Raw genomic sequence first — 22,690 nt, forward strand, 5'->3', positions numbered from 1 at the left:
CGAATCTCGTTCGAAAAACGCAAGAGCGGAGCGCGATCAACCCTTGACGTCACACTGCCGAAGGCCTTTGATGCGTGCTCAACGGTTTTTCGAAGGAGATTCAAGGAACCCACCTTGTAGGAGGTCGGCCGTGTCCACTCCCGCCCTGCGCCGCGGTCTGCGCACCCTCGGCACGCTGCTCATCACGCTCTCCGCGATCAGCCCGGCTTCGTCGGTCTTCATCATCGCGCCGGGGGTGATCTCCGGTGCCGGGACGGGCGCCTTCTACAGCTTCGTGGCGGCCGCGGTGGTCGGAGTGTTCATGGCCTTCGTCTACGCCGAACTGGCGTCGGCGTTCCCGCTGGCGGGCGGCGAGTACGCGATCGTCACCCGCACTCTCGGCCGCTTGCCCGGGTTCGCCGTACTCGGCCTGATGATCATCACGCAGGTGCTCATCGTCGCGGTGATCGCGCTCGGCGTCGGCACCTACCTCGGCGTGCTCCTGCCCGGCGTGCCCGGCTCGGTGATCGCCGCCGTGACCTGTGTGGTCGCGGCCGTCGTCGGCGTGTTCGACATCAAGCTCAACGCCTGGGTCACCGGTATCTTCCTGGCGATCGAGATCCTCGCGCTGATCGTGGTCAGCGCGCTCGGGCTGCTGAACCCGGCACGCTCGTTCACCGAGCTGCTGGCCCATCCGGTCGCCTCGGACGGCGGCCCGGCCACGGTCGGCGCCATCGCGATCGCCACCTCGGTCGCGATCTTCGCCTACAACGGTTACGGCTCGGCGGTGTACTTCGGCGAGGAGACGCAGGACGCCTCGCGCGGCATCGCCCGCGCGATCCTGATGGCCCTCGGCATCACGGTGCTCGCCGAGCTGATCCCGGTGACCGCGGTCCTGCTCGGCGCGCCCGATCTGAACGCGCTGTTCGCCTCGGAGAACATGCTGTCCTACTTCATCGATTCGCGCGGCGGCGGAACCCTCGACACGGTGCTCGGGCTGGCCGTCGCGCTCGCGATCATCAACGCGGTGCTGGCGATCGTGCTGATCAGCTCGCGGATGCTGTTCAGCAGCGGCCGGGACCGCGCGTGGCCCCGGCCGGTCAATCGGGCGCTGGCCGCGGTGCACCCGAGGTTCGGGACGCCGTGGGTGGCCACGGTCGGCACCGGCCTGGTGGCCGCGCTGCTCTGCTTCGTCGACCCGAAACTGCTGCTGGTGGTGACGAGTACGTCGATCGTGGCGGTCTACGCGGCGCTCTGCCTCGGCGCGATCGTCGGAAGGCGCACCGGCGCCACCGCGCACGCCAAGTACCGGATGCCGTGGTTCCCGGTCGCGCCGGTGCTGGCGCTCGCCGTCCTGGTGTTCGTCGTCTACCAGAACCTGCTCGACCCGGCGGTGGGGCGGCCGAGCCTGATCGTCACCGCCTGCGTCGCCCTGCTGTCCATCGCGTACTACGTCCTGGTGCTGCGGCGGAGGGGTGGCTGGAAGCTCGCCGACGTCACCGAGGAGAAGGCCGAGGAGCCCGCTTGATCAGGTGTACTCGGCGATCTCGACGCCGAACGTGCCCGGTTCGAGCGCCTCGAAGATGTGCGGGACGTCGCCGGGGTAGCAGATGTAGTCGCCGGGCAGCAGTTCGACCGGCTCGTCCAGCGGCCCCACCTTGGCGCGGCCCGCGCTGAGGACGATGTGCTCGACGATGCCGCTCATATGCGGATCGGAGAGCCGCGGTTTCCCGGGCTCGGCGCGGATCAGGTACACGTCGCGCCGGGCGCCGGGCGGGCAGGAACTGAGCAGCGTGCAGGCGTAATCGGCGTGTTCGGCGAACACCGTCGGCCCGCTTCCCGAGCGGATGACCTGCACACGGGGGCGCTCGGGTTCGACCACGCGGGAGAACGGCACGTCGAGCGCGACGCACAGCGCCCAGATCGTCTCGACGCTCGGGTTCCCGGTCCCGGACTCCAGCTGCGAGAGCGTGGACTTCGCGATGCCGGCGCGTTTGGCGACCTCGGTGAGGGACAGCCCGGTGCGGGCGCGTTCCCGGCGCAGGGACATGGCGATGACGTCCAGAGGTGCGCCGTCGGACGCGGTCGGGGACATGCGTTCGCTCCATCGGTCGTTGCGTTCGCCTTGACGAACACGGCTGCGTTCGTTCATTGTATGACGCTATGCGTTCGATATGGCGAACAACCACTCGTGTCCTGGGGCGCGATCTTCTCCGTGACATCGGGCTGGTCTGCCTCGCCGACACCATTGTCGGCATCTCCTACGGCGCCATCGCGGTGGGCTCCGGCTTCCCGATCTGGGCGCCGATGCTGCTTTCCGTGCTGGTCTTCGCCGGTGCCTCGCAGTTCATGTTCGTCGGCATCATCGCCGCCGGCGGCAGCCCGGTCGCGGCCGTCGCGGCGGGTCTGCTCGCCAACGCGCGGCATCTGCCCTTCGGCTTCGCGATCGGCGACGTCCTGGGGAAGCGGTGGTCGTCGAGGATCGTCGGCAGCCACCTGATGATCGACGAATCGGTCGCGTTCGCCCTGGCTCAGCGCGACGAGGAACGGCGCAAGGCGGCCTACTGGGTCTGCGGGATCGGGCTGTTCGTCTGCTGGAACGTCGGCGTCCTCGCCGGGGCCTATGCCGGCACCGCGATCAGCGACACCGACGCCTTCGGTCTCGACGCCGCCTTCCCGGCGGTCCTGCTCGCGCTGGTCCTGCCGTCGCTGCGCGACCGTGCCGCCCGGCTGCCGGTGCTCGTCGGCGTGGCCGTCGCGCTGGCCACGACGCCGTTCCTGCCCGCGGGGCTGCCGGTGCTGCTCGCGCTGGTCGGCGTACTGGCCGGAGTGGCCGCGAAGGAACCCGCCGAACGTGAACCCGAGGGAGTGCGCTGATGGACCCGCTGGAACTGATCATCGCCGGCGGGGTGCTCGCGGCCGGGACCTTCGCCTTCCGGTTCGCCGGGCCGGTGCTGAAGGCGCGGTTCACCGTGTCGCCCAAGGCCGAGAAACTGATGGCGCGTTCGGCCGTCGTCCTGCTGGCCGCGCTGGTCGCTGTCGCCGCGCTCACCGAAGGGCACGAGTTCGCCGGATACGCCCGGCCCGCGGGGGTCCTGGTCGGCGGCGTGCTCGCCTGGCGCAAGGCGCCGTTCGCGCTGGTCGTCGTGGCGGCCGCTGCGACCGCCGCCCTGCTGCGGCTGGCCGGGGTCCCCTGACCTGGCCGTTCCCCGAAGCGCCTAAGCTAGGGGGAAGGTCTTTCGGGAGGTCGGGTGGCGATCGCGACGGGGGCACGGCCGGTGGTCGGCGTGCTCGCACTGCAGGGCGACGTGCGGGAGCACGCCGCGATGGTGGAACGCGCCGGCGCGCGTGCGCTGCCGGTCCGCCGCCCGGGCGAACTGTCCGAAGTGGACGGTCTGGTGCTGCCCGGCGGCGAGTCGACCACCATGTCGAGGCTGCTGGAGACCTTCGAACTGCTGGAGCCGCTGCGTGAGCGCATCGCGGACGGGATGCCGGCGTTCGGCTCCTGCGCCGGGATGATCCTGCTCGCCCGCCAGGCCCTCGACGGGCGGCCCGACCAGCGGCAACTCGGTGGTCTCGACGTCGTCGTCCGGCGCAACGCGTTCGGGCGGCAGGTGGACTCGTTCGAAGCCGACCTCGACTTCACCGGCGTCGAAGGCGGCCCGGTGCACGCTGTGTTCATCCGCGCCCCGTGGGTCGAAAAGGCGGGCGACGGGGTCGAGGTACTCGCCAGTGTCCCCGAAATGCCGGGCTCCGAGGACGCGGCCGCTAGGATCGTCGCGGTCCGGCAGGGGGCGGTACTCGCCACGTCGTTCCACCCCGAACTCACCGGGGACGAACGCGTGCACACGCTGTTCGTCGACCTCGTGCGGCAGGCTTAGCAAAACCGACACTGTGCTCAGCGGCGGGCACAGGAGTAGATGGAGGAGAGATGAGCGGCCACTCCAAGTGGGCCACCACGAAGCACAAGAAGGCCAACCTGGACGCGAAGCGCGGCAAGCTCTTCGCCCGGTTGATCAAGAACATCGAGGTGGCGGCCCGGACCGGCGGTGGCGACCCGGACGGCAACCCGACGCTCTACGACGCCATCCAGAAGGCCAAGAAGAACTCGGTCCCGCAGGACAACATCGAGCGTGCCCGCAAGCGCGGCGCCGGTGAAGAGGCCGGTGGCGCCGACTGGCAGACCATCACCTACGAGGGCTACGGCCCGAACGGTGTGGCCGTGCTGATCGAATGCCTCACCGACAACAAGAACCGCGCCGCCATGGAGGTGCGGACCGCGCTCACCCGGAACAACGGCTCGCTGGCCGACCCGGGTTCGGTCGCCTACATGTTCAACCGCAAGGGCGTCGTGATCATGCCCAAGGGTGACGCCGGCGAGGACGACGTCCTCATGGCCGTACTCGACGCGGGTGCCGAAGAGGTGAACGACCTCGACGAGAACTTCGAGATCGTCTCCGAGGCCACCGACCTCGTCCCGGTCCGGAAAGCCTTGCAGGAAGCCGGTTTCGAGTACGAGTCCGCGGATCTCACGTTCCTGCCGTCGGTCAGCGTCCCGCTGGACGTCGAAGGCGCGAAGAAGGTCTTCAAGCTCATCGACGCGCTCGAGGATTGCGACGACGTGCAGAACGTCTACGCGAACTTCGATGTGTCCGACGAGGTCATGGCCGAGGTCGGCTGATCGATTTTCCCGCCATGCCGCGGAAAATCGGTCCCGGGACTAGGTGCGGGCGCCCGCGTGGGGCACAATGTCGCGCGTGACGACCTCCGAAGCCGACGCCCTCACCGCCGAAGAAACCGAACTCATCCAGTGGATCGAGGGACAGGCGAAGGCGAGAGGGAACGCGGTCATCGCGGTCGAAGGCGACGAGGAGGACGCGCCCTTCTGCTTCACCGCGTGCGCCTGGGCACTGCACAACGTCGCGGAGGCGGTCGTGATCGGACTGCCCGAGCACATGGGGCCGGTCCTGCTCGACGCCTACGTCGACCGGGCGGCCGCCGGTGAGATCTTCGAGGTCGGCAAGCGGTACGACGATTTCTTCGAGGGCGCGCCGGTGGTCTTCGAACGGGTCGCGAAGGGGCACTATCCCGAGTACTTCGGGAGCGCGTTCCTGATCTACCCGGACGGGGACTTCCCGGCGCTGCAACTGATCGTCGCCACGCCGGACGGTCACTTCCCGTGGCACGCGGACGCGCCCGAGGGCTTCGCGCGGTACCAGCCGGTGCTGACCGAATCCGGTGACCCGGAGAGCTGGACGCCGGGCGTCGACGGCCCCTGAGGTGCTCGCCTCGCTCACGCTATGAACGGTCCTTCCTTGCGACCCCTGCAAGTAAGGACCGTTCATCGCATCCGGGGGCGCCGCACTCACGTGCTCAGAGCCGTAACTCGCGTGATCGGGGACGTAACTCACGTGCTTGGAGACGTAACTCGCGTGATCGGAGGCCGATCATCGAGTGCGCCGTCCAAGCACGCGAGTTACGCGACTGATCACGCGAGTTACGCGTCTGATCACGCGAGTTACGTTTTCGCGCACGTGCCTCAAGGCGCAAGCCAGGGCGCCAGGTCCTCCGCCGCCTCCGGCCACTCGGCGGCCAAGGCCGCCGCGGACCGGAACTCCACGCAGTCGTCCGTATAAGGCGGCACCACCACCGTGCCGGCCAGGCTCCACTCACCGGTGCTCACCGACGCCTGCCACACCCCGGCGGGCACCACCACCTGCGGCCGCTGACCTGCGGCGACGTCCGGCCCCAGCACCGGCCGCGAAACACTCCCGTCCGGGAACAACAGCAGCATCCGCACCGGCGCGCCGGCGTGGTGCGCGTAGATCTCCAGCCGGTCCAGCCGGTGCGGCGCCGAGGTTTCCGGCGGCGCCAGCAGGTAATAGATCGCGGACGCGGTTTCGTCGCGCCAGCTCTGTGCCCAGCGGCCACCCTCGACGGGCAACGGCTGGAGACCCAGATGGGCGGTGAAGTCGTCGGGACTCGGCATGTCCTCATCTTGCCCGGAGCCCGCTCCGGGTAGCCTCGGATCTCGAACTGATGTTCGCCGGAGCGGAGGAAAACGCGTGCGGGTACTCGGGGTCGACCCCGGTCTGACCAGGTGCGGGCTGGGAGTGGTCGACGGCGGCACGGGCCGCACCGTCCGCGCCGTGGCCGTCGACGTCGTGCGGACCCCGCCGGACGCCGATCTCTCCGTGCGGCTGCTGGGGATCTCCGACGCCGTCGAGCGCTGGCTCGACCGGTACAAGCCCGAGGCCGTCGCCGTGGAACGGGTTTTCGCGCAGCACAACGTGCGCACCGCGATGGGCACCGCGCAGGCGGGCGGCGTCGTCGCGCTCGCCGCGGCCCGGCGCGGGCTGCCGGTCGTGTTCCACACCCCGAGCGAGGTCAAGGCCGCCGTCACGGGCTCCGGGCGCGCGGACAAGGCGCAGGTCACCGGTATGGTCATGCGGCTGCTCGGCCTCGAGGTCAAACCGCATCCGGCGGACGCCGCGGACGCGCTCGCGCTCGCCATCTGCCACCTGTGGCGCGAGCCGATGCGCGTCCGGCTCGCCGAAGCCGAGGCCAGGGCGGCCGAGATCGCCAAGAACCACAAGGCCAGGCTCGCCGCCGCGGCCAAACAAGCCAAAACGCAGGGAGCGGCTCGATGATCTCCTCGGTACGCGGTGAAATCCTCTCCATCGGTCTCGACCACGTCGTGATCGAGGTCGGGGGAGTGGGCTTCGCCGTGCAGGCCACCCCCGCCACCCTCGCGACGCTTCGCCGCGGTGAGGAGGCGATGCTGCACACCGCGCTCGTGGTCCGCGAGGATTCCTTGACGCTGTTCGGTTTCGCCGACGCGGACGCCCGCGAGCTGTTCGGCCTGCTGCAGACGGTCTCCGGGATCGGCCCGCGGCTAGCGCTCGCGACACTCGCCGTCCTCGATCCCGACAAGCTGCGTTCCGCGCTGGTCGAAGGCAACATCACCGTGCTCACCCAGGTGCCCGGTATCGGCCGCAAGGGCGCCGAGCGGCTCACGCTCGAACTCCGGGACAAGGTCACCGCGCTCGCGGGCCCGACGGACGGTTCGCCCGCGGTCGTGGCGCCCGGTGCGCTGCGAGGCGAGGTCGTCGAAGCGCTCGCGGGTCTCGGCTTCCCGGCCAAGCAGGCCGAGCAGGCCGTCGACAAGGTGCTCGGCGAAGGCGAAGGCCACACGACGTCGTCCGTGCTGCGCGCCGCGTTGGCCACCCTCGGGCGTAAGCGGTAACCGGCCACATGGACTATGAGGCCGTGACGGAATTCGACGCCGACGACGAGACGCTTTCGGCGCTGCCGCAGACGGGCGAACGCGAGGTCGAGACCACGCTGCGCCCGCGCAAACTCGACGAGTTCGTCGGGCAGCCGCGGGTGCGTGAACAGCTCGAACTCGTCTTGGAGAGCGCGCGACGCCGAGGTGTCCCGCCGGATCACGTCCTGCTCTCCGGTCCGCCGGGGCTCGGCAAGACGAGTATGGCGATGATCGTCGCCGCCGAACTCAACGCCGCCATCCGCATCACCTCGGGACCGGCGCTGGAACGCGCGGGCGACCTGGCCGCGATGCTGTCGAACCTGGCGCCCGGCGACGTCCTGTTCATCGACGAGATCCACCGCATCGCCCGTCCCGCCGAGGAGATGCTGTACCTCGCGATGGAGGACTTCCGCGTCGACGTCGTCGTCGGCAAGGGGCCCGGCGCCACCAGCATCCCGCTGGAGATCGCCCCGTTCACGCTGGTCGGCGCCACGACGAGGTCCGGTTCGCTGACCGGCCCGCTGCGCGACCGGTTCGGTTTCACCGGCCAGATGGAGTTCTACAGCGACAGCGAACTCGAACTCGTCGCCCGCCGCGCCGCCACGATCCTCGACATCGACATCGACCGGGACGGCTGCGCGGAGATCGCCCGCCGGTCCCGCGGCACACCCCGGATCGCGAACCGGCTCCTGCGCCGGGTGCGCGACTACGCCGAGGTCCGGGCCGACGGCAAGGTCACGCGCAAGATCGCGCGGGCCGCGCTGGAGGTCTACGACGTCGACGAACTCGGCCTCGACCGGCTCGACCGCGCGGTGCTGACCGCGCTGGTCCGCTCCTTCGGCGGCGGACCGGTCGGCGTGTCGACGCTGGCCGTCGCGGTGGGGGAGGAACCGACCACCGTCGAAGAGGTGTGTGAGCCTTACCTGGTCCGCGCCGGTATGCTCGCCCGCACTCCTCGCGGCCGGGTCGCCACAGCGGCCGCGTGGGAACACCTCGGCCTGCCGGTCCCGGCCGGCGCCACGCGCGGCGATCAGGGCGGACCGACCCTGTTCGACCAGGACTGACCGGACCGTTCACGCGGTCCGAGGCCCGTGGTGACGACGGGTGGTGGTGGAGTTTCCGCTGGCACCTGGCACACTCGGAGAGAGCACACCCCGCCAAACCGGACAAAACAGCGCACCGCGCGGCGTCCGCTCGAAATGGAGAATCATGAACCAGTTATTGCTGCCGCTGCTCCTGATGCTCGTTGTGGCGATTCCGCTCGTCATGGGCACCCGTAAGCAGAAGAAGGCGGCGGCAGCGCAGCAGGAGCTGCTCGCGAGCCTGGCTCCCGGTGACCGGGTGATGACCACCTCCGGTCTTTACGCGTCCGTCGCCGACGCTTCCGCCGACACCACGATCGACCTCGAGATCGCTCCGGGCGTCGTGACCACCTGGCTGCGCCAGGCCGTCCGCGAGAAGGTCGAGCCGGTCGTCGAGACCGACGAAGACGTCACCGACACCGACGAGGTCGTCGAGGCGCCGGTCGTCGAGTCGAAGGACGACGAGCGCGTCGAGGAGAAGTCGGGCGCGCAGATCGCTCCTCCGCTGGAGCACGGCAAGAAGTAGCGCTTGTAAGGCCATCCCCGACACCAGACTTTCGTAGGTGCGGGGCCAACGCCGGGCTCACGCAGCACCGAGTAGTGTCTCGGTGCTGCGTGCGTGTCCGTCGTCATAGTCGTGCTCGTTCGCGGTACCGCCGGACTCCCGTCCAGTGAGTGAACAGCCAAGTCCATTGGGGAAAAACCCAGTCCGTCCGAGGAGACCGAAGCACAGTGGCCGCACCGGCCGGGCATCTCCGCCCGGGACGCTATCTCGCCTTCTTCGCCCTGATCGTGGTGGCGCTGTACGCCCTGGTGTTCTTCACCGGTAGCGGCAAGCCGACGCCGAAGCTCGGCATCGATCTGCAAGGCGGCACGAGGGTCACCCTGACCGCCCGAAACCCCGACGGCGGCGACCCTCCGCGAGAGTCCCTCGAACAGGCCCGCTCGATCATCGAGCGCCGGGTCAACGGTATCGGCGTCAGCGGCACCGAGGTCGTCCTCGACGGCAGCAACGTCGTCATCACCGTCCCCGGTGAACAGGGCGATCAGGCCAAGACGCTGGGCAAGACCGCGAAGCTGGGCTTCCGGAAGGTCGTGACGTCGCAGCCGGTGACCCCGGTTCAGCAGCCGTCGGCCCCGCCCGCTTCGGGCGCGCCGTCGTCGGCACCGTCGGCGCCCCCGGCCTCACCGGGCGCGAGCGCCCCGCCGAGCAGCCCGGCCAACGGTGGCGGTGGCGCCGCCGGCGCGCCGCAGCAGCAGCCGGACGAGAATTCCGACGAGAAGACCAAGCGGGAGATCGAGGAGGCCCGGAACCTCCGGCAGAACCCCGATCTGCTGTCGACGGACCAGGCGAAGCAGGCCGCGGCGGCCGAAAAGGCTTTCGCGGCGCTCAACTGCGACCCCAAGATCGCGGACCCGCTGGTCGGCAACGACCTCACCGACAAGCCGCTGGTCGCCTGCGGTGACAAGAACACCATGAAGTACCTGCTGGAGCCGGAGTTCCTGCCCGGAACCGAGATCTCCGACGCCTCCTCGGGCTACGACACCCAGAACTCCCAGTGGGTCGTCAACCTGAACTTCAAGGGCGAGGGTTCCCGGATCTGGGGCGACTTCACCTCGAAGAACGTCCAGAAGCAGGCCGCGTTCGTCCTCGACACGCAGGTCGTCTCCGCGCCGACCATCCAGTCGGCGATCCTGGGCGGGCAGACCCAGATCACCGGCCGCTTCAGCCAGACCGAGGCGAAGGACCTGGCGGATGTGCTGAAGTACGGTTCGCTGCCGCTGTCGTTCGAGTCCTCGGACGCGACGACGGTGTCCGCGACCCTGGGCCTCGCGTCGCTGCAGGCCGGCCTGATCGCCGGCGGTATCGGCCTGCTGGCCGTGTTCATCTACTGCATGTTCTACTACCGGCTGCTCGGCCTGCTGACGATCCTGTCGCTCGGCCTGTCGTTCACGATCGTGTACGGGGTCCTGGTGCTTCTGGGGCGGTGGATCGGGTACACCCTCGACCTCGCGGGCGTGGCGGGCCTGATCATCGCGATCGGTATCACCGCGGACTCGTTCGTCATCTACTTCGAACGGTTGAAGGACGAAATCCGCGAGGGCAGGACCTTCCGGTCCGCGGTCCCACGTGGCTGGTCCCGGGCCCAGCGCACGATTCTCGCGGCGGACGCGGTCAGCTTCCTCGCCGCGGCGATCCTCTACCTGCTGGCCGTCGGTGACGTGAAGGGCTTCGCGTTCACCCTCGGCATGTCGACGGTCCTCGACCTCGTGGTCGTCTACCTCGTCACGCATCCCCTGGTCGCGATGGTGTCCAGGTCCAAGTCGAAGTTCCTGTCCAACCCCAAGAACCTCGGCCTCGGTGCCGTGCAGGAAGTGGGTTCGGACCGCAAGGCCGCTCGCGCCGTTCCCGGCCGTACGAACGTGAAGGAGGCGTGACCGTGGTCGACGAGAAGAGCGCCACCGAGAACAAGCACGAGAGCGTCTTCCGCCGCATGTACGTGGGCACCGGCGTGTTCGACGTCGTCGGGGTCCGCAAGCGCTGGTATCTCTTCTTCGGGGCGCTGGTGCTGGTGTGCATCGCTTCGATGGGGGTCAAGGGCTTCAACTTCGGCATCGACTTCGAGGGCGGCACCCAGATCCAGTTGCCCGCCAACGGCAAGAGCGGGCAGATCACCGAAGAGCGGGCCAAGGAGGTCTTCGCCGACGCGCTGGGCAAGCCCGCGGACGAGGCGCAGAAGGTCGGCGCCGGTGTCTCGTCGACCATCCAGCTCCGCTCGGACACCCTGGACGCGGCCGAGGTCGCCAAGGTGAAGCAGGCCCTGTTCCAGGAACTGGGCCCGATCGGGTCCAACGGGCAGCCGAGCGTCCAGGCGATCAGTGACAGCGCGGTGAGCGCGTCCTGGGGCGGGGAGATCTCCCGGCAGGCACTGATCGCGCTCGGGGTGTTCCTGCTGGCGGTCACGTTGTTCCTGGCGTTGTACTTCGACCCGCGGATGGCGGCCGCGGCACTGGTCACCCTGCTGAACGACATCGTGGTGACGGCGGGCGTGTACTCGCTGATCGGCTTCGAGGTCACGCCGGCGACGGTGATCGGTCTGCTGACGATCCTCGGGTTCTCGCTGTACGACACGGTGGTGGTGTTCGACAAGGTCCGCGAGAACACGCGCGGCCTGCTCGGGCTCACCCGCCGAACCTTCGGCGAGGCGGCCAACCTGGCGTTGAACCAGACGCTGATGCGGTCGTTCAACACGTCGTTGATCGCCGCCCTGCCGATCCTCGGGCTGCTGGTGATCGGGTACCTCCTTCTCGGTTCCGGCACCCTGCAGGAACTCGCGCTGGTGCAGCTCACCGGCACCGTCGTCGGCGTGCTGTCGTCGGTCGCGCTGGCGACTCCGCTGCTGGTCGACTTCAAGATGCGTGACCCGAAGTTCCGCCAGCAGGCCGAGCGGGTCGCTTCGCGGCGCGCGAACCAGGCCCGCAAGGCCGCCGAGCGCGACGACGACTTCGACCCGAACGACGAGGACGCCCTGGCCGCCGAACTCCGCAAGGAGAAGGCGTACGCCGCCGCGGCGAGCGTCCCCGCCCGGAACCAGAAGGCCCACAAGGGCCGTCCGTCGGGCAAGCGCAAGAGGTAGCCGAGTTCAACCCCGGAAAGGTCCTTTCCTTGCGAACTCCGTGAGGGAAGGACCTTTTCTGGTGTTCAGGAGAGCAGGAAGCACATGGAGCTGGACAAGGCACTCGACCTCATCGCCGACGTGCCGGACTTCCCGGAACCCGGCGTGCTGTTCCGGGACCTGAGTCCGCTGTTCGCGGACGCGGCGGGCTTCAAGGCCGTCACCGACGCGCTGGCCGCCACCGTCGATCCCGACGTCGATCTGCTGGCCGGGGTGGAAGCACGCGGATTCCTGCTGGCCGCCGCCGTCGGCTACGCCCGTGGCCTCGGTGTCGCGCTGATCCGCAAGCCCGGCAAGCTGCCCCGGGTCGCGGGGCGGGTCGGTTACACGCTGGAGTACGGCACCGCGACCGTCGAACTCCCCGAAGGTGTCGTCGAGCCCGGCCAGCGTGTCGCGGTCCTCGACGACGTGCTCGCCACCGGTGGCACGGTCGCGGCGACCTGCAAACTGCTGGAAGACGCGAAGGCGCAGGTCACCGGGGTTTCGGTGGTGATGGAACTCGGCGCGCTCGGTGGTCGTTCCGTGCTTGAAGGGCGCCGTGTGGAGGCCCTCCGGGTGTGTTGACCGGGCGTACCGAGTGAGCCGCGAGGGGGAGCGGTTACCCTTGATGTCCGAAGGCCGCACGAAGCGCAGGAGGTGCGGGTGAGCCAAGAGCTCGATGCCGCGGTGTCCTCGAAGGACGGCACCGAGCAGAACGGTGCGGCGCGACAGGGGGCAGCGCCGACGCCGTCCGCGACGCGCCGCGTGCGCGCCCGCCTCGCCCGCCGGATCACCGCGCAGCGCGCCGCGCCGGTCAAGCAGGTTCTCGAGCCGCTCGCCGTCATCCACCGCGAGCTGCATCCCAACGCGGATCTCGCGCAGCTCCAGCGCGCCTACGACGTCGCCGAAGAGCTGCACCGAGAGCAGCGGCGCAAGTCCGGCGACCCGTACATCACGCATCCGCTCGCGGTCGCGACCATCCTCGCCGAACTCGGCATGGACACCACGACGCTGGTCGCGGCGCTGCTGCACGACACCGTCGAAGACACCGGCTACTCGCTGGAGAGCCTGAAGGCCGATTTCGGCGAGAAGGTCGGCGAGCTCGTCGACGGCGTCACCAAACTGGACAAGGTCAAGCTCGGCACGGCCGCCGAGGCCGAGACCATCCGCAAGATGGTCATCGCGATGGCGCGCGACCCGCGCGTGCTGGTCATCAAGCTGGCCGACCGGCTGCACAACATGCGCACGATGCGCTTCCTGCCGCCGGAGAAGCAGGCTCGCAAGGCGCGCGAGACCCTGGAGGTCCTCGCCCCGCTGGCGCACCGGCTCGGCATGGCGACGGTCAAATGGGAGCTGGAGGACCTGGCCTTCGCCATCCTGCAGCCGAAGAAGTACGACGAGATCGTCCGCCTCGTCGCCGATCGCGCGCCTTCGCGCGACACGTACCTGCGCTCGGTGATCACCGAGCTGACCAGCAATCTCGAAGGCTCGCGGATCACCGCCAAGGTCGAGGGCAGGCCGAAGCACTACTACTCGATCCACCAGAAGATGATCGTCCGCGGCCGCGACCTCGACGACATCCACGACCTGGTGGGCGTGCGGATCCTGGTCGAGGACGTCCGTGACTGCTACGCCGCGATGGGCGTCGTCCACGCGCTGTGGCAGCCGGTCCCCGGCCGGTTCAAGGACTACATCGCGCAGCCGCGGTTCGGTGTGTACCAGTCGTTGCACACCACGGTGATCGGGCCGGACGGCAAACCGCTCGAAGTCCAGATCCGCACCTACGAGATGCACCGCACCGCCGAGTACGGCATCGCCGCGCACTGGCGGTACAAGGAGACCAAGGGCACCCACAACGGCAACGCCATGGACGTCGACGAGATGGCGTGGATGCGCCAGCTCCTCGACTGGCAGCGTGAAGCGGCGGACCCGGGGGACTTCCTCGAGTCACTGCGCTACGAGCTCGCCTCGCGCGAGATCTTCGTGTTCACGCCCAAGGGTGACGTGATCACGCTGCCGGTCGATTCGACGCCGGTCGACTTCGCCTATGCCGTGCACACCGAGGTCGGTCATCGCTGCATCGGGGCCCGCGTCAACGGCAGGCTCGTCGCGCTCGAGCGCAAGCTGGAGAACGGCGAGGTCATCGAGATCTTCACCTCGAAGGCCGAGACGGCGGGGCCGAGCCGCGACTGGCTGCAATTCGCGGGTTCGCCCAAGGCGCGCGCGAAGATCCGGCAGTGGTTCGCCAAGGAACGCCGCGACGAGGCGATCGAAGGTGGCAAGGAGGCCATCACCAAGGAGGTCCGCAAGGTCGGCCTCCCGATCCAGCGGCTGGTCTCCGCCGAGTCGATGGGCGCGGTCGCCACCGAGCTCCGGCATCCGGACATCAGTTCGCTGTACGCGGCCGTCGGTGAGGGCCACACCAGCGCGAAGCACGTCGTGCAGCGGCTGGTCGCGCTCATCGGCGGGGTCGACGAGGCGGAGGAGGAGCTCGCCGAGCGCGCGACCCCGTCCACCGTCACGCGTCGCCGCGGCTCGAACGACGTCGGCGTCGTGGTGAAGGGCGCCAGCGACATCTGGGCCAAGCTCGCCCGCTGCTGCACGCCGGTGCCCGGCGACGAGATCCTCGGTTTCGTCACCCGCGGCGGCGGCGTCAGCGTGCACCGGACCGACTGCACCAACGCCGACGACCTGCGGGCCCAGCCCGAGCGGCTCGTCGAGGTCGAGTGGGCGCCGTCGGCGTCCTCGGTGTTCCTCGTCGCGATCCAGGTCGAGGCGCTGGACCGGCACCGCCTGCTTTCGGACGTCACGAAGGTGCTCGCGGACGAGAAGGTCAACATCCTGTCCGCGTCGGTCACGACGTCGCGCGACCGGGTCGCGGTCAGCCGGTTCTCGTTCGAGATGGGCGACCCGAAGCACCTCGGGCACGTGCTGAAGGTGGTCCGGGGCGTCGAAGGCGTTTACGACGTGTATCGGGTCACTTCGGCTTCGTGATCTTCGGTGGATCCCGGCTAGAGTCCGGGCATGACTGACGGGTTCGAGTTCACTCGCGACGGCGAGGTCGCGCGGCTGACGTTCACCAGGCCGGAGAAGATGAACGCGATCACCTACGGGATGTGGTCGGCGATCCCGGACGTGGTGGCGCGGGTGGAGGCGGATCCGGCGATCAAGGTCCTCGTGCTGACCGGCGCGGGCGCGCATTTCTCGGCGGGCGCGGACATCAGGGAGTTCCGGGACCTGCGGTCGACCGCCGACGCGGCCGAGACCTACGACAAGGCCGTCGACGGCGCAGTGGCGGCGCTGACGGCGTCACGGAAGCCGACGGTCGCGATGATCCGGGGGAACTGCATCGGCGGCGGGTGCCAGATCTCGGTCGCCTGCGACTTCCGCTTCGCCGCGGAGGGCTCGCGCTTCGGCATCACGCCGGCGAAGCTCGGGATCGTCTACCACTTCGACTCGACAAGGCAGCTAGTCTCGCTGGTCGGCCCGGCGCACGCGAAGTACTTCCTGCTCTCGGGTGAACTCGTCGACGCCCGCCGGGCGCGCGAGATCGGGCTGCTGAACGACGTCTTCCCGGCCGATGAGCTGGAGGCCTCGACCACGAAGTTCGTCGAGACGCTGGCTTCGCGTTCGCAGGCATCGGTGCGCGGGATGAACCGGATCATCGAGAAGATCGTGGCGGGACAACAGGAATCCGACGCCGAGGTCGACGAGATCCGGCTCGGTGCCCTGCACGGCGAGGACTACGCGGAGGGGGTGGCCGCGTTCCTGGCGCGGCGGCCGCCGAAATTCACCCACCGCTGAGCTAGATCACGTCCCAGGGGTTGCTTTCGTACGCCTCGGTGAGGATCCGCCCCGACTCCGGAGCGAACGGCAGCACGACGTCGTCCACCGACGCCACCGGCCACCCGACCGACTCCGAATTGGTCAGGAACATGGCGTCGAATCCCGGCAGATCGGCGGGGCGGACGTCACGGGTCTCCTGTGGGATCCCGTTGCGTTCGAGGCCGCGTCGCACCAGTTGCTGACTGATGCCATCGAGCACCGGCGCCTGTGGCCAGACCACGGTGCCGCCGTCGAGGAAACCGACGTTCCAGATCGACGCCTCGCTGACCCGGCCCTGGTAATCGACGAACAGCGCGTCGTCGTATCCCGCCAGCTTCGCCTCGCGCGTGTGGTGGAGCAGCCCGAACGTGCCGACGTGCTTGACCTCGGGGAGAACCCGTTCGTAGCGCACGGATCGCAGGCGCAGCGGTGTCATCTCGTGCTCGCGGGGCGGCCCGACGCGGACGAGGACATCCGGTGCGGCCGGTGCGCCGGGGTCGGACCAGTCCAACGCCCGGGAGAAGATCAGGACCCGTACGGACAAGGCGTCTTCACCCTGGATGGCCTGCCGTACGTACCCGCGCACCGCTTCGGTGTCGAGATCGTGGGCGAACATGCGCCGCGTGCTCGTCGCGAGACGGCGAAGGTGGATGTCCAGCCCGCGGACCTTGCCGTCGCGGACCTGCATCGCGGTGAAGTGGCCGTAACCGAACGCGCCCGCCAGGTCTTCCGACCGGGCGGGCGCGCCGTTGACTTCCAGCTTCACGTCAGGCGTTGACCGTGACGCCGGTGAACTTGACCTCGGTGTTGGGCGGGCCGGTGCCGTCGCCGTTACCGGCCTGCGCGTTCGCGCCCGCCTTGGCGACCTTGTCGAGCACCTTCAGGCCCTCGTCGGAGATGCTGCCGAAGACCGAGTAATCCGGGGACAGTTCGGCCTCGCCGTAGACCATGAAGAACTGGCTTCCACCGGAATTCGGCTGCTGCGTCTTCGCCATCGCGAGGATGCCGCGGCCGTACTTGATCTCCTTGAACGCCTCGTCCGGCATGGTGTAGCCCGGGCCGCCCATACCGCTGGCTTCGGGGTCGCCGCACTGCAGCATCTGCAGGCCGGTGGTGCCGAGCCGGTGGCACTTGGTGTCGTTGAAGTAGCCCTGCTGCGAAAGGCTGATGAAGCTCTGGACGGCGCACGGGGCGAGCGCCCGGTCGAGCGTCAGCGGGATGTCGCCCGCGGTGCTCTTCAGCACGACGTTCACCGTGCCGTTCGAGGAGACGTCCTTGCCCTCCGGCTTGTTCACCTTCTTCGAAGCCGGCTTGCTGGAGTCGTCCTTGTAGTCACAGGCCACCGGGTTCGCCAGCGGCGTCGGCCGCTTCGGCATCGGAGCGCGCTCCGTGGGGATGGTGACCTCGGGGGTCGGTGGGGCCGAGCTCGGGGAAGCGTCGGAGGCGGCATCGTCACCACTGTTGCTGCTGACGATCCACCACACCGCGCCCGCCACGATGGCGACGACACCGACGACCGCTACCGAGCCGACGATCCTGCGCCGCTTGGCCTGTTCGGCCCGTCGCACGATCTGTCGCTCGAGCTTGCGCTTCGCGGCTTCGCGGCGCTGCTGGTTGGTCGGCACCCGCCCTCCCGGTTTCCACTCGATGTCACACGTCTGAGGTAGCGGGAGTCTATTGGCACAGCCTGTGAGGCCCCCGTACAGGGGCCGCTAGGCTTACTTGATCGTGATCAGGGCCATCCTGTCACCTGTTCGGCGGAAGAACTGAGGAGGCGTTTCGTGCTGGTCGTCGGTTTTCCGGCAGGCCCCCTCGAAGCCAACTGCTACCTGCTCGCCCCCGAAGGCGGCGGGGAGTGCGTGATCGTCGATCCCGGGGAGGACGTCGCCGGACCGCTCGCGGCCGCGCTTTCCACGCACGGCCTGACACCGGTCGCGATGCTCGCCACCCACGGCCACCCCGATCACGTCGCTTCTGCGGACGAGATCGGCGCGCGCCACGGAATACCTCTCTATCTGCACGAGGCGGACCGGCCACTGCTCGGCCGGGACCCCGGAGAACGGAAGGACGGGATCGTGCCACTCGCCGATGGCCCGCTCGGGCTGGCCGGACTGGAGATCACGGTGTCCGGTACACCGGGGCACACCGCCGGATCGGTGGTGTTCGGGCTGACCTCCGCCGAGGGCGGCCGGATCGTGCTCACCGGGGACAGCCTGTTCGCCGGTTCGATCGGCCGGTCCGCCGGGGACGGGGACGAACTCGTGCGGTCGCTCGGTGCCAAGGTGATGACGATGCCCGACGACACCGTCGTCCTCCCGGGTCACGGCCCGGCCACCACGATCGGGCAGGAGCGGGCGGGGAACCCGTTTCTGGCCGGGACGGGCGCGTGATGACCGAGCCGACCGGGACCCCGGAGACCCCCGAACGTCTCCCGCTGTTCCACGACGACCCCAAGCTGCGCCGCAGGCGGGGCTGCTCCAGCGTCGCCGGCGTCGTGATCTTCGCGGCCGCGTTCGGCGGGATCGCCGGGCTGATCGGCGGTGAGATCGCCGGGCTCGTGGTCGCAGGCGTGATCGCGATACCGCTGCTCTACATCATGTTCTACAACCTGCGCCGCCGGGTGTGGCTCGAAGGCGACACGCTCATCGTGCGGACCTGGGGAGTGCGGCGGATCGACCTGACCGCGGCCGAGCGCATCGACCTGGTGATCAGCGACGTGCGCGGCACCCGGACGGTCAGCCTGCTGGTCAACGCGGGCAAGCGCCGCAAGGTCGCGAAGGTCGACCTGGCCGTCTACTCCGGTGCGGGCGGCCGGGAACTGGGCATCCTGCAGCTGCGCAAGCTGGCGAACGCGCTGCTGAACAACACCGACGCGAACGGCCTGGTGTTCTCGGAACTGCTGGTGGCCCAGCTGAAATCGGAGGCGCGCGGGGACGCGGCGGCGGAGCGCCCGCTCTACCGGCTGGCCTCGGCGGCGCCCGCCGGGAAGTACATCCAGCGGTTCACGATGGAGGCGGTCAGCCGGTTCGTGGCGACCCTGGACTGAGCCGCGCGACGGCTAGACCAGACCCACTCGGTACCGGGATTCCGCTGGGCGCTGGGCGCGGCGTCGTCCTGGTGGTCATGCCGCGAAAGCCACTTTCGAGACGTCTGATGTCCCGAAAGTGGCTTTCGCGGCACCGGCTAGGCCTTCACGGACCGGGTCCTGAGACACCCTCGGTGGGAACCGTCCGTACCACTCACGAGGCTTCGGTGCGGGTCTCCAGCTTCTCCAGCCGCGCCTTGATCTCCTCCAGCTGGTAGACGATCTCCGGCAATTCGCCCGCGGCGAAGGTCACCAGCCGCTCCGAGTGCTTGAGCGTCGACCGGACGTCGTCGAGCGCGGCGGCGATCTCGGGTACCGCCTCGACGGCTTCCCACGTCGAGACGAGCACGCGCCGCGCGACGGCGGCCAGCTGTCTGGGGACGGCGAACACGTCGAACATGGCCCCTCCGATCACGCGGCGAACCTCGGGTGCGGCCTCTTCGTACCCGACTTCGGCCCGTGATCGAGCGGCGGGCCCGCGCTTTGGGGCGCTTGTGGCTACAGGGACTCTTGTGGCTCCCGCGAGGCGATCAGCGCGGCCAGCACGGTGGTGACCGGGACCGCCGCGACGATGCCGACGCTTCCGGCCAGCGTCCGGACGATCTCCTGCGCGATGTCCTCAGCGCCGAGGATCGAGCCGAGCCCGACCCCGGAAAGCGACGTGTACAGCAGCACCGGCAGCGCGGCGCCCGCGTACGCCATCACGAGCGTGTTGACCGCCGAGCCGACGTGGTCGCGGCCGATCCGCAGGCCCGCGCCGTACAGCTCACGCCAGCCGAGCGACGGGTTCGCCCGCCGGAGCTCCCACACCGCGCTCGTCTGCGTCACCGTGACGTCGTCCAGCACGCCGAGCGCGCCGATCACGACGCCCGCCAGCAGCAGGCCGCGCGCGTCGATCCCGTGCCCGAGCGAACCGATCAGCTGGGAGGTGCTGTCGTCGAGCCCGGTCAGCGACGCCGCGGCCGAGAAGATCGCGGACAGGACGCCGATCAGGACCAGGCTCACCAAGGTGCCCAGCACCGCCACCGACGTTCTCGCGGACAACCCGTGTGTCAGATACAGCGCGACGAACATGATCGCGCCCGCGCCCGCGATCGCGACCAGCAGCGGGCTTTCCCCGGCGAGGATCGACGGCAGCACGAAGAACGCCAGCACCAGGAAGCTCAGCCCCAGCGCGACCAGCGCGGCGAGCCCCCGCCAGCGGCCCAGCACGATCACCGCGAGCGCGAACAACCCGGCGAGCAGCAGCAACGGGGTGCCGCGCTGGAAGTCGACGATCTGGAACGACGCGGGGTTCGCGACGTCGCCGCCGTTGTAGGACAGCACCACGTCGTCGCCCGCGGCGAACCGCGGCGTGCTCGGCTCGATGGGAAGCGTGAGCTTCAGCGACCTCCCGGTCCCGGGGCCGTCGGTCATCGTGAGCTCGCTGGTGAGACACGGCTTCGCGTCCGGCGGCGGCTCGCCGACCTGCACCTGCCCTTCGGCGAGGCACGGGCCGGTGATCGTCCCGGTGATCGTCGCGTTCACCGGTGTCCCCTGGGGGAAGACGCTTTTCGCCGGATCCCCGCCCCACGGGTAGAGCACGATCATCCCCACGACGGTGGCGGCGGCGAGCGGGATCAGCAGCCACATCAGCAGGAGCCGGACCCGGCGCGACGCCGGTGCCGCCGGCCCGTGGCCGTGCGAGTGCCCGTGACCGACCGGTGGTTCGGCCTTCGGTTCGGGCTTCGGTTCCGGGGCACGACGCCGGCCCGATTCCGCCTGCCGCGGCCGCTGGGCCGGGGGACGGGGGCGCCGCGTCCCCTCGGGCGGCGGAGTCCGGCGCGGCGAACGGGACGTTCCGGGCGAACGATCGGACGGGGCGTCCGTAACCCGGCGAATCGGGCCGGTGTCGTCGTCGGAGATGTCGCGGCGGTTCACCCGCACATCCTCCACAGTCGGCGGCGCGCGCCGCACACGGCCTAGCCGAACGCCTGCCGAAGGTGGACACGGCGATAGGCCGAAGGAGGGGTGTCGAAGTGATCGAGGAAGGCCTGGCGCAGTGTCTCGGTCGAGCCGAAACCGCATCGTCTCGCGATCGAGGTCAGCGGAAGTTCGGTGCCGCACAACAGTTTCGCCGCGTTCTCGGTCCTCGCCGCCCGTACGTACCTGCTCGGCGTGGTGCTCAGGTGCGCGTCGAACAGCCTGGTCAGCTGCCGGGTGCTGATCCCGGCCCGTTCGGCGAGGACGGCGGTGCCGAGATCGCCTGCCAGATGTTCCGCCACGTACGCGGTGATGTCGCGGACGAGCCGGTTCTCCGGCGGCGGGCCGGACAGGAACATGCTCACCTGCGCCTGGTTGCCCGGCCGCTGCAGGTAGGTCACCAGCATGCGGGCGACCTCCCTGGCCACGCTCGGGCCGTGGTCGGCCTCAACGAACGCGAGGGTGAGGTCGATCCCGCTGGTCACACCAGCCGCCGTGTAGACGTTGCCGTCGCGCACGTACAGCGGCACCGGATCCACGTTCACCTGCGGGTAGTTCGTCGCGAGCCGGTTCGCGAACCGCCAGTGCGTGGTGGCGCGCCGTCCGTTGAGCAACCCGCACGCGGCGAGCACCGTGGCGCCGGTGCACACCGAAGCGACTCGGCGGCTCTGCTGCGCGAGCCTGCGGACGTGGGTGACGACCCTCGGGTCGGCGGCGGCCGCCTCGTGCCCGGTACCGCCCGCGACGATCAGCGTGTCCAGTTCGCCGGTCACCTGGTCGAGCCGGTGCTGTGCCTGCAGCGTCAGCCCGGACTCGCAGCGGATGCCGCGCCCGTCGACGCTGGCGAGCATGATCTCGTACCCCGGCTTGCCGCCGAGTTTGGTCGCGGCGTCCAGGACGTCCGACGGACCGGCGATGTCGAGCAGCTCGGCGTTGCTGTAGCCGACGATCAACACTCGTCTGGGTGAACCCGGCATGATCGAACGCTACCAGTAGTGCCCGGCCGTCGGACGTTGTTCGCAGGAATCCGGACATCGGGGCCACCGCGGTCCCGCGCCTGCGACACCGTTGTCCCATGACAGACGACAAGAAGACGATCGCGTTCGTGGTGTACCCGGGGATGACCCCGCTGGACATGGTCGGGCCGCTGACCGTGCTGGACGGGATGGCGAGCACGGCGCAGGAGTACCGGACGGTCGTGGTCGGTGAGACGAAGGACGCGGTCACCACCGACAACCCGCTGAAGCTCGTGGCGACCCACACCTACGACGAAGTCCCCTCGCCGTACGCGCTGCTCGTGCCCGGCGGCGCCGCGCCGACGCTGAAGGCGCTCGCCGACGAGAAACTGGTGGGATACGTGCGGACCGCCGGGGCGAACGCCGAACTCGTGACCTCGGTGTGCACGGGCTCGCTGCTGCTGGGGCAGGCCGGGCTGTTGAAAGGCCGCAAGGCCGCGACGCACTGGATGTTCCGTGAGCTGCTGGGCGCTTTCGGCGCGGAGCCGGTCGCCGAGCGCTGGGTCGAGGACGGGAACGTGATCACCGCCGCCGGGGTGTCGGCGGGGATCGACCTCGCGCTGCATCTGGTCGAGCGGCTCGTCGGCGCCGAGATCGCCAGGACGATCCAGTTCGTCATCGAATACGACCCGGAGCCGCCGCTGGGCCCGCTCGACTGGTCTCAGCGGCCGTACGGGGATCTCAAGCCCCTGCTGGAGCACACGCTGAACGAGGCACTCGCGGACGAACCCGCGTTGCGGGACAAGCTGCTCGCGCACACCGGGAAGTAAGAGGCGGCCATCCGGGTGAGAAATCGCTGTCACGGGGACGGCACCGGG

Annotated in this window: 25 protein-coding genes; 18 read left to right on the plus strand and 7 right to left on the minus strand. The window is 69.5% G+C overall.

Annotated features, from left to right (window positions below; all coding sequences use genetic code 11):
• Positions 1-130 precede the first annotated feature (130 nt).
• A complete protein-coding gene (locus ACXIZN_RS09975) occupies positions 131-1,507 on the plus strand; it encodes an APC family permease (RefSeq protein WP_457953863.1) in 1,377 nt (458 codons plus the stop codon).
• On the opposite strand, the gene ACXIZN_RS09980 is transcribed toward ACXIZN_RS09975, so the two are convergent.
• Positions 1,508-2,074, minus strand: a complete 567-nt coding sequence (locus ACXIZN_RS09980; RefSeq protein WP_192742035.1) for a helix-turn-helix domain-containing protein — start codon at positions 2,072-2,074, stop codon at positions 1,508-1,510.
• Positions 2,075-2,142: 68 nt separating this feature from the next.
• Here ACXIZN_RS09980 and ACXIZN_RS09985 point away from each other — a divergent pair, with 68 nt between their 5' ends.
• The 5 genes from ACXIZN_RS09985 to ACXIZN_RS10005 all read left to right on the plus strand — a co-directional run bounded on the left by ACXIZN_RS09985 (position 2,143) and on the right by ACXIZN_RS10005 (position 5,258).
• Positions 2,143-2,856: an AzlC family ABC transporter permease gene (locus ACXIZN_RS09985; protein ID WP_148106601.1), complete on the plus strand. Its 714-nt coding sequence runs from the start codon at positions 2,143-2,145 to the stop codon at positions 2,854-2,856.
• Entirely contained in the window at positions 2,856-3,176 is a 321-nt protein-coding gene (locus ACXIZN_RS09990; protein WP_007034928.1) for an AzlD domain-containing protein, read from the plus strand. The genes ACXIZN_RS09985 and ACXIZN_RS09990 overlap by 1 nt, the downstream gene beginning before the upstream one ends.
• 54 nt (positions 3,177-3,230) lie before the next feature.
• Positions 3,231-3,860 (plus strand): pyridoxal 5'-phosphate synthase glutaminase subunit PdxT, encoded by a 630-nt coding sequence (gene pdxT / locus ACXIZN_RS09995; protein ID WP_457953865.1) that lies wholly within the window; start codon positions 3,231-3,233, stop codon positions 3,858-3,860.
• A 50-nt stretch (positions 3,861-3,910) separates the two neighbouring features.
• A complete protein-coding gene (locus ACXIZN_RS10000; RefSeq protein WP_016334762.1) occupies positions 3,911-4,660 on the plus strand; it encodes a YebC/PmpR family DNA-binding transcriptional regulator in 750 nt (249 codons plus the stop codon).
• 67 nt (positions 4,661-4,727) lie between these two features.
• Positions 4,728-5,258: a DUF4262 domain-containing protein gene (locus tag ACXIZN_RS10005; protein ID WP_457953867.1), complete on the plus strand. Its 531-nt coding sequence runs from the start codon at positions 4,728-4,730 to the stop codon at positions 5,256-5,258.
• A 260-nt stretch (positions 5,259-5,518) separates the two neighbouring features.
• Here the strand turns inward: ACXIZN_RS10005 and ACXIZN_RS10010 are convergent, their stop codons facing one another.
• The gene (locus ACXIZN_RS10010; protein WP_457953868.1) at positions 5,519-5,968 is read right to left on the minus strand and encodes a cupin domain-containing protein; all 450 of its coding nucleotides are present in this window, start codon (positions 5,966-5,968) and stop codon (positions 5,519-5,521) included.
• Between the two features lie 76 nt (positions 5,969-6,044).
• Between ACXIZN_RS10010 and ruvC the strand changes: the two genes are divergently transcribed.
• The 9 genes from ruvC to ACXIZN_RS10055 all read left to right on the plus strand — a co-directional run bounded on the left by ruvC (position 6,045) and on the right by ACXIZN_RS10055 (position 15,788).
• On the plus strand, positions 6,045-6,629 hold the full coding sequence (gene ruvC / locus ACXIZN_RS10015; protein ID WP_126734613.1) for a crossover junction endodeoxyribonuclease RuvC: 585 nt from the start codon (positions 6,045-6,047) through the stop codon (positions 6,627-6,629).
• Complete coding sequence (gene ruvA, locus ACXIZN_RS10020) at positions 6,626-7,225, plus strand: Holliday junction branch migration protein RuvA (protein ID WP_125683140.1); 600 nt, start codon at positions 6,626-6,628, stop codon at positions 7,223-7,225. Before ruvC ends, ruvA begins: the two co-directional genes overlap by 4 nt.
• 8 nt (positions 7,226-7,233) lie before the next feature.
• On the plus strand, positions 7,234-8,310 hold the full coding sequence (gene ruvB, locus ACXIZN_RS10025) for a Holliday junction branch migration DNA helicase RuvB (protein ID WP_126734611.1): 1,077 nt from the start codon (positions 7,234-7,236) through the stop codon (positions 8,308-8,310).
• A gap of 145 nt (positions 8,311-8,455) precedes the next feature.
• Complete coding sequence (gene yajC, locus ACXIZN_RS10030; protein WP_457953869.1) at positions 8,456-8,854, plus strand: preprotein translocase subunit YajC; 399 nt, start codon at positions 8,456-8,458, stop codon at positions 8,852-8,854.
• A gap of 206 nt (positions 8,855-9,060) precedes the next feature.
• Complete coding sequence (gene secD, locus ACXIZN_RS10035; RefSeq protein ID WP_457953870.1) at positions 9,061-10,767, plus strand: protein translocase subunit SecD; 1,707 nt, start codon at positions 9,061-9,063, stop codon at positions 10,765-10,767.
• 56 nt (positions 10,768-10,823) lie between these two features.
• Positions 10,824-11,966 carry a protein translocase subunit SecF gene (secF, locus tag ACXIZN_RS10040; protein ID WP_457960491.1) on the plus strand — a complete coding sequence of 381 codons (1,143 nt, stop codon included), beginning with the start codon at positions 10,824-10,826 and terminating at the stop codon, positions 11,964-11,966.
• 84 nt (positions 11,967-12,050) lie between these two features.
• Positions 12,051-12,569, plus strand: coding sequence for an adenine phosphoribosyltransferase (locus ACXIZN_RS10045; RefSeq protein ID WP_034307775.1), 519 nt, complete (start codon positions 12,051-12,053; stop codon positions 12,567-12,569).
• Positions 12,570-12,647: 78 nt separating this feature from the next.
• Positions 12,648-14,978: a RelA/SpoT family protein gene (locus ACXIZN_RS10050; protein ID WP_126734608.1), complete on the plus strand. Its 2,331-nt coding sequence runs from the start codon at positions 12,648-12,650 to the stop codon at positions 14,976-14,978.
• 30 nt (positions 14,979-15,008) lie between these two features.
• Positions 15,009-15,788, plus strand: a complete 780-nt coding sequence (locus tag ACXIZN_RS10055) for an enoyl-CoA hydratase/isomerase family protein (protein WP_457953871.1) — start codon at positions 15,009-15,011, stop codon at positions 15,786-15,788.
• 1 nt (position 15,789) lies between these two features.
• Here ACXIZN_RS10055 and ACXIZN_RS10060 read toward each other — a convergent pair whose 3' ends face one another.
• Together ACXIZN_RS10060 and ACXIZN_RS10065 are read right to left on the minus strand one after the other, a co-directional pair.
• On the minus strand, positions 15,790-16,575 hold the full coding sequence (locus tag ACXIZN_RS10060) for an aminotransferase class IV family protein (protein WP_457953872.1): 786 nt from the start codon (positions 16,573-16,575) through the stop codon (positions 15,790-15,792).
• 1 nt (position 16,576) lies between these two features.
• A complete protein-coding gene (locus tag ACXIZN_RS10065) occupies positions 16,577-17,434 on the minus strand; it encodes a peptidylprolyl isomerase (protein WP_192742047.1) in 858 nt (285 codons plus the stop codon).
• A gap of 156 nt (positions 17,435-17,590) precedes the next feature.
• On the opposite strand from ACXIZN_RS10065, the gene ACXIZN_RS10070 reads away from it, so the two are divergent.
• Both ACXIZN_RS10070 and ACXIZN_RS10075 read left to right on the plus strand, forming a co-directional pair.
• On the plus strand, positions 17,591-18,199 hold the full coding sequence (locus ACXIZN_RS10070) for an MBL fold metallo-hydrolase (protein ID WP_457953874.1): 609 nt from the start codon (positions 17,591-17,593) through the stop codon (positions 18,197-18,199).
• A complete protein-coding gene (locus tag ACXIZN_RS10075) occupies positions 18,199-18,855 on the plus strand; it encodes a hypothetical protein (protein ID WP_126734603.1) in 657 nt (218 codons plus the stop codon). Before ACXIZN_RS10070 ends, ACXIZN_RS10075 begins: the two co-directional genes overlap by 1 nt.
• A gap of 193 nt (positions 18,856-19,048) precedes the next feature.
• On the opposite strand, the gene ACXIZN_RS10080 is transcribed toward ACXIZN_RS10075, so the two are convergent.
• The 3 genes from ACXIZN_RS10080 to ACXIZN_RS10090 all read right to left on the minus strand — a co-directional run bounded on the left by ACXIZN_RS10080 (position 19,049) and on the right by ACXIZN_RS10090 (position 21,833).
• Entirely contained in the window at positions 19,049-19,309 is a 261-nt protein-coding gene (locus ACXIZN_RS10080; RefSeq protein ID WP_457953876.1) for a hypothetical protein, read from the minus strand.
• Positions 19,310-19,392: 83 nt separating this feature from the next.
• The gene (locus ACXIZN_RS10085; RefSeq protein WP_457953878.1) at positions 19,393-20,814 is read right to left on the minus strand and encodes a YibE/F family protein; all 1,422 of its coding nucleotides are present in this window, start codon (positions 20,812-20,814) and stop codon (positions 19,393-19,395) included.
• A 41-nt stretch (positions 20,815-20,855) separates the two neighbouring features.
• On the minus strand, positions 20,856-21,833 hold the full coding sequence (locus ACXIZN_RS10090; RefSeq protein ID WP_457953880.1) for a GlxA family transcriptional regulator: 978 nt from the start codon (positions 21,831-21,833) through the stop codon (positions 20,856-20,858).
• 98 nt (positions 21,834-21,931) lie between these two features.
• Between ACXIZN_RS10090 and ACXIZN_RS10095 the strand changes: the two genes are divergently transcribed.
• Complete coding sequence (locus ACXIZN_RS10095; protein WP_457953881.1) at positions 21,932-22,642, plus strand: DJ-1/PfpI family protein; 711 nt, start codon at positions 21,932-21,934, stop codon at positions 22,640-22,642.
• Positions 22,643-22,690 lie beyond the last annotated feature (48 nt).

Source organism: Amycolatopsis sp. TRM77291 (assembly GCF_054166285.1).

What these genes read in the sequence shown, in the direction of transcription:
- ACXIZN_RS09980 (WP_192742035.1), bottom strand. Translation starts at nt 2,074, where the DNA reads ATGTCCCCGACCGCGTCCGACGGCGCACCTCTGGACGTCATCGCCATG.
- ACXIZN_RS09985 (WP_148106601.1), top strand. Translation starts at nt 2,143, where the DNA reads ATGCGTTCGATATGGCGAACAACCACTCGTGTCCTGGGGCGCGATCTT.
- ACXIZN_RS09990 (WP_007034928.1), top strand. Translation starts at nt 2,856, where the DNA reads ATGGACCCGCTGGAACTGATCATCGCCGGCGGGGTGCTCGCGGCCGGG.
- ACXIZN_RS10000 (WP_016334762.1), top strand. Translation starts at nt 3,911, where the DNA reads ATGAGCGGCCACTCCAAGTGGGCCACCACGAAGCACAAGAAGGCCAAC.
- ACXIZN_RS10005 (WP_457953867.1), top strand. Translation starts at nt 4,728, where the DNA reads ATGTCGCGCGTGACGACCTCCGAAGCCGACGCCCTCACCGCCGAAGAA.
- ACXIZN_RS10010 (WP_457953868.1), bottom strand. Translation starts at nt 5,968, where the DNA reads ATGCCGAGTCCCGACGACTTCACCGCCCATCTGGGTCTCCAGCCGTTG.
- ruvA (WP_125683140.1), top strand. Translation starts at nt 6,626, where the DNA reads ATGATCTCCTCGGTACGCGGTGAAATCCTCTCCATCGGTCTCGACCAC.
- ruvB (WP_126734611.1), top strand. Translation starts at nt 7,234, where the DNA reads ATGGACTATGAGGCCGTGACGGAATTCGACGCCGACGACGAGACGCTT.
- yajC (WP_457953869.1), top strand. Translation starts at nt 8,456, where the DNA reads ATGAACCAGTTATTGCTGCCGCTGCTCCTGATGCTCGTTGTGGCGATT.
- secF (WP_457960491.1), top strand. Translation starts at nt 10,824, where the DNA reads ATGTACGTGGGCACCGGCGTGTTCGACGTCGTCGGGGTCCGCAAGCGC.
- ACXIZN_RS10045 (WP_034307775.1), top strand. Translation starts at nt 12,051, where the DNA reads ATGGAGCTGGACAAGGCACTCGACCTCATCGCCGACGTGCCGGACTTC.
- ACXIZN_RS10055 (WP_457953871.1), top strand. Translation starts at nt 15,009, where the DNA reads ATGACTGACGGGTTCGAGTTCACTCGCGACGGCGAGGTCGCGCGGCTG.
- ACXIZN_RS10075 (WP_126734603.1), top strand. Translation starts at nt 18,199, where the DNA reads ATGACCGAGCCGACCGGGACCCCGGAGACCCCCGAACGTCTCCCGCTG.
- ACXIZN_RS10090 (WP_457953880.1), bottom strand. Translation starts at nt 21,833, where the DNA reads ATGCCGGGTTCACCCAGACGAGTGTTGATCGTCGGCTACAGCAACGCC.
- ACXIZN_RS10095 (WP_457953881.1), top strand. Translation starts at nt 21,932, where the DNA reads ATGACAGACGACAAGAAGACGATCGCGTTCGTGGTGTACCCGGGGATG.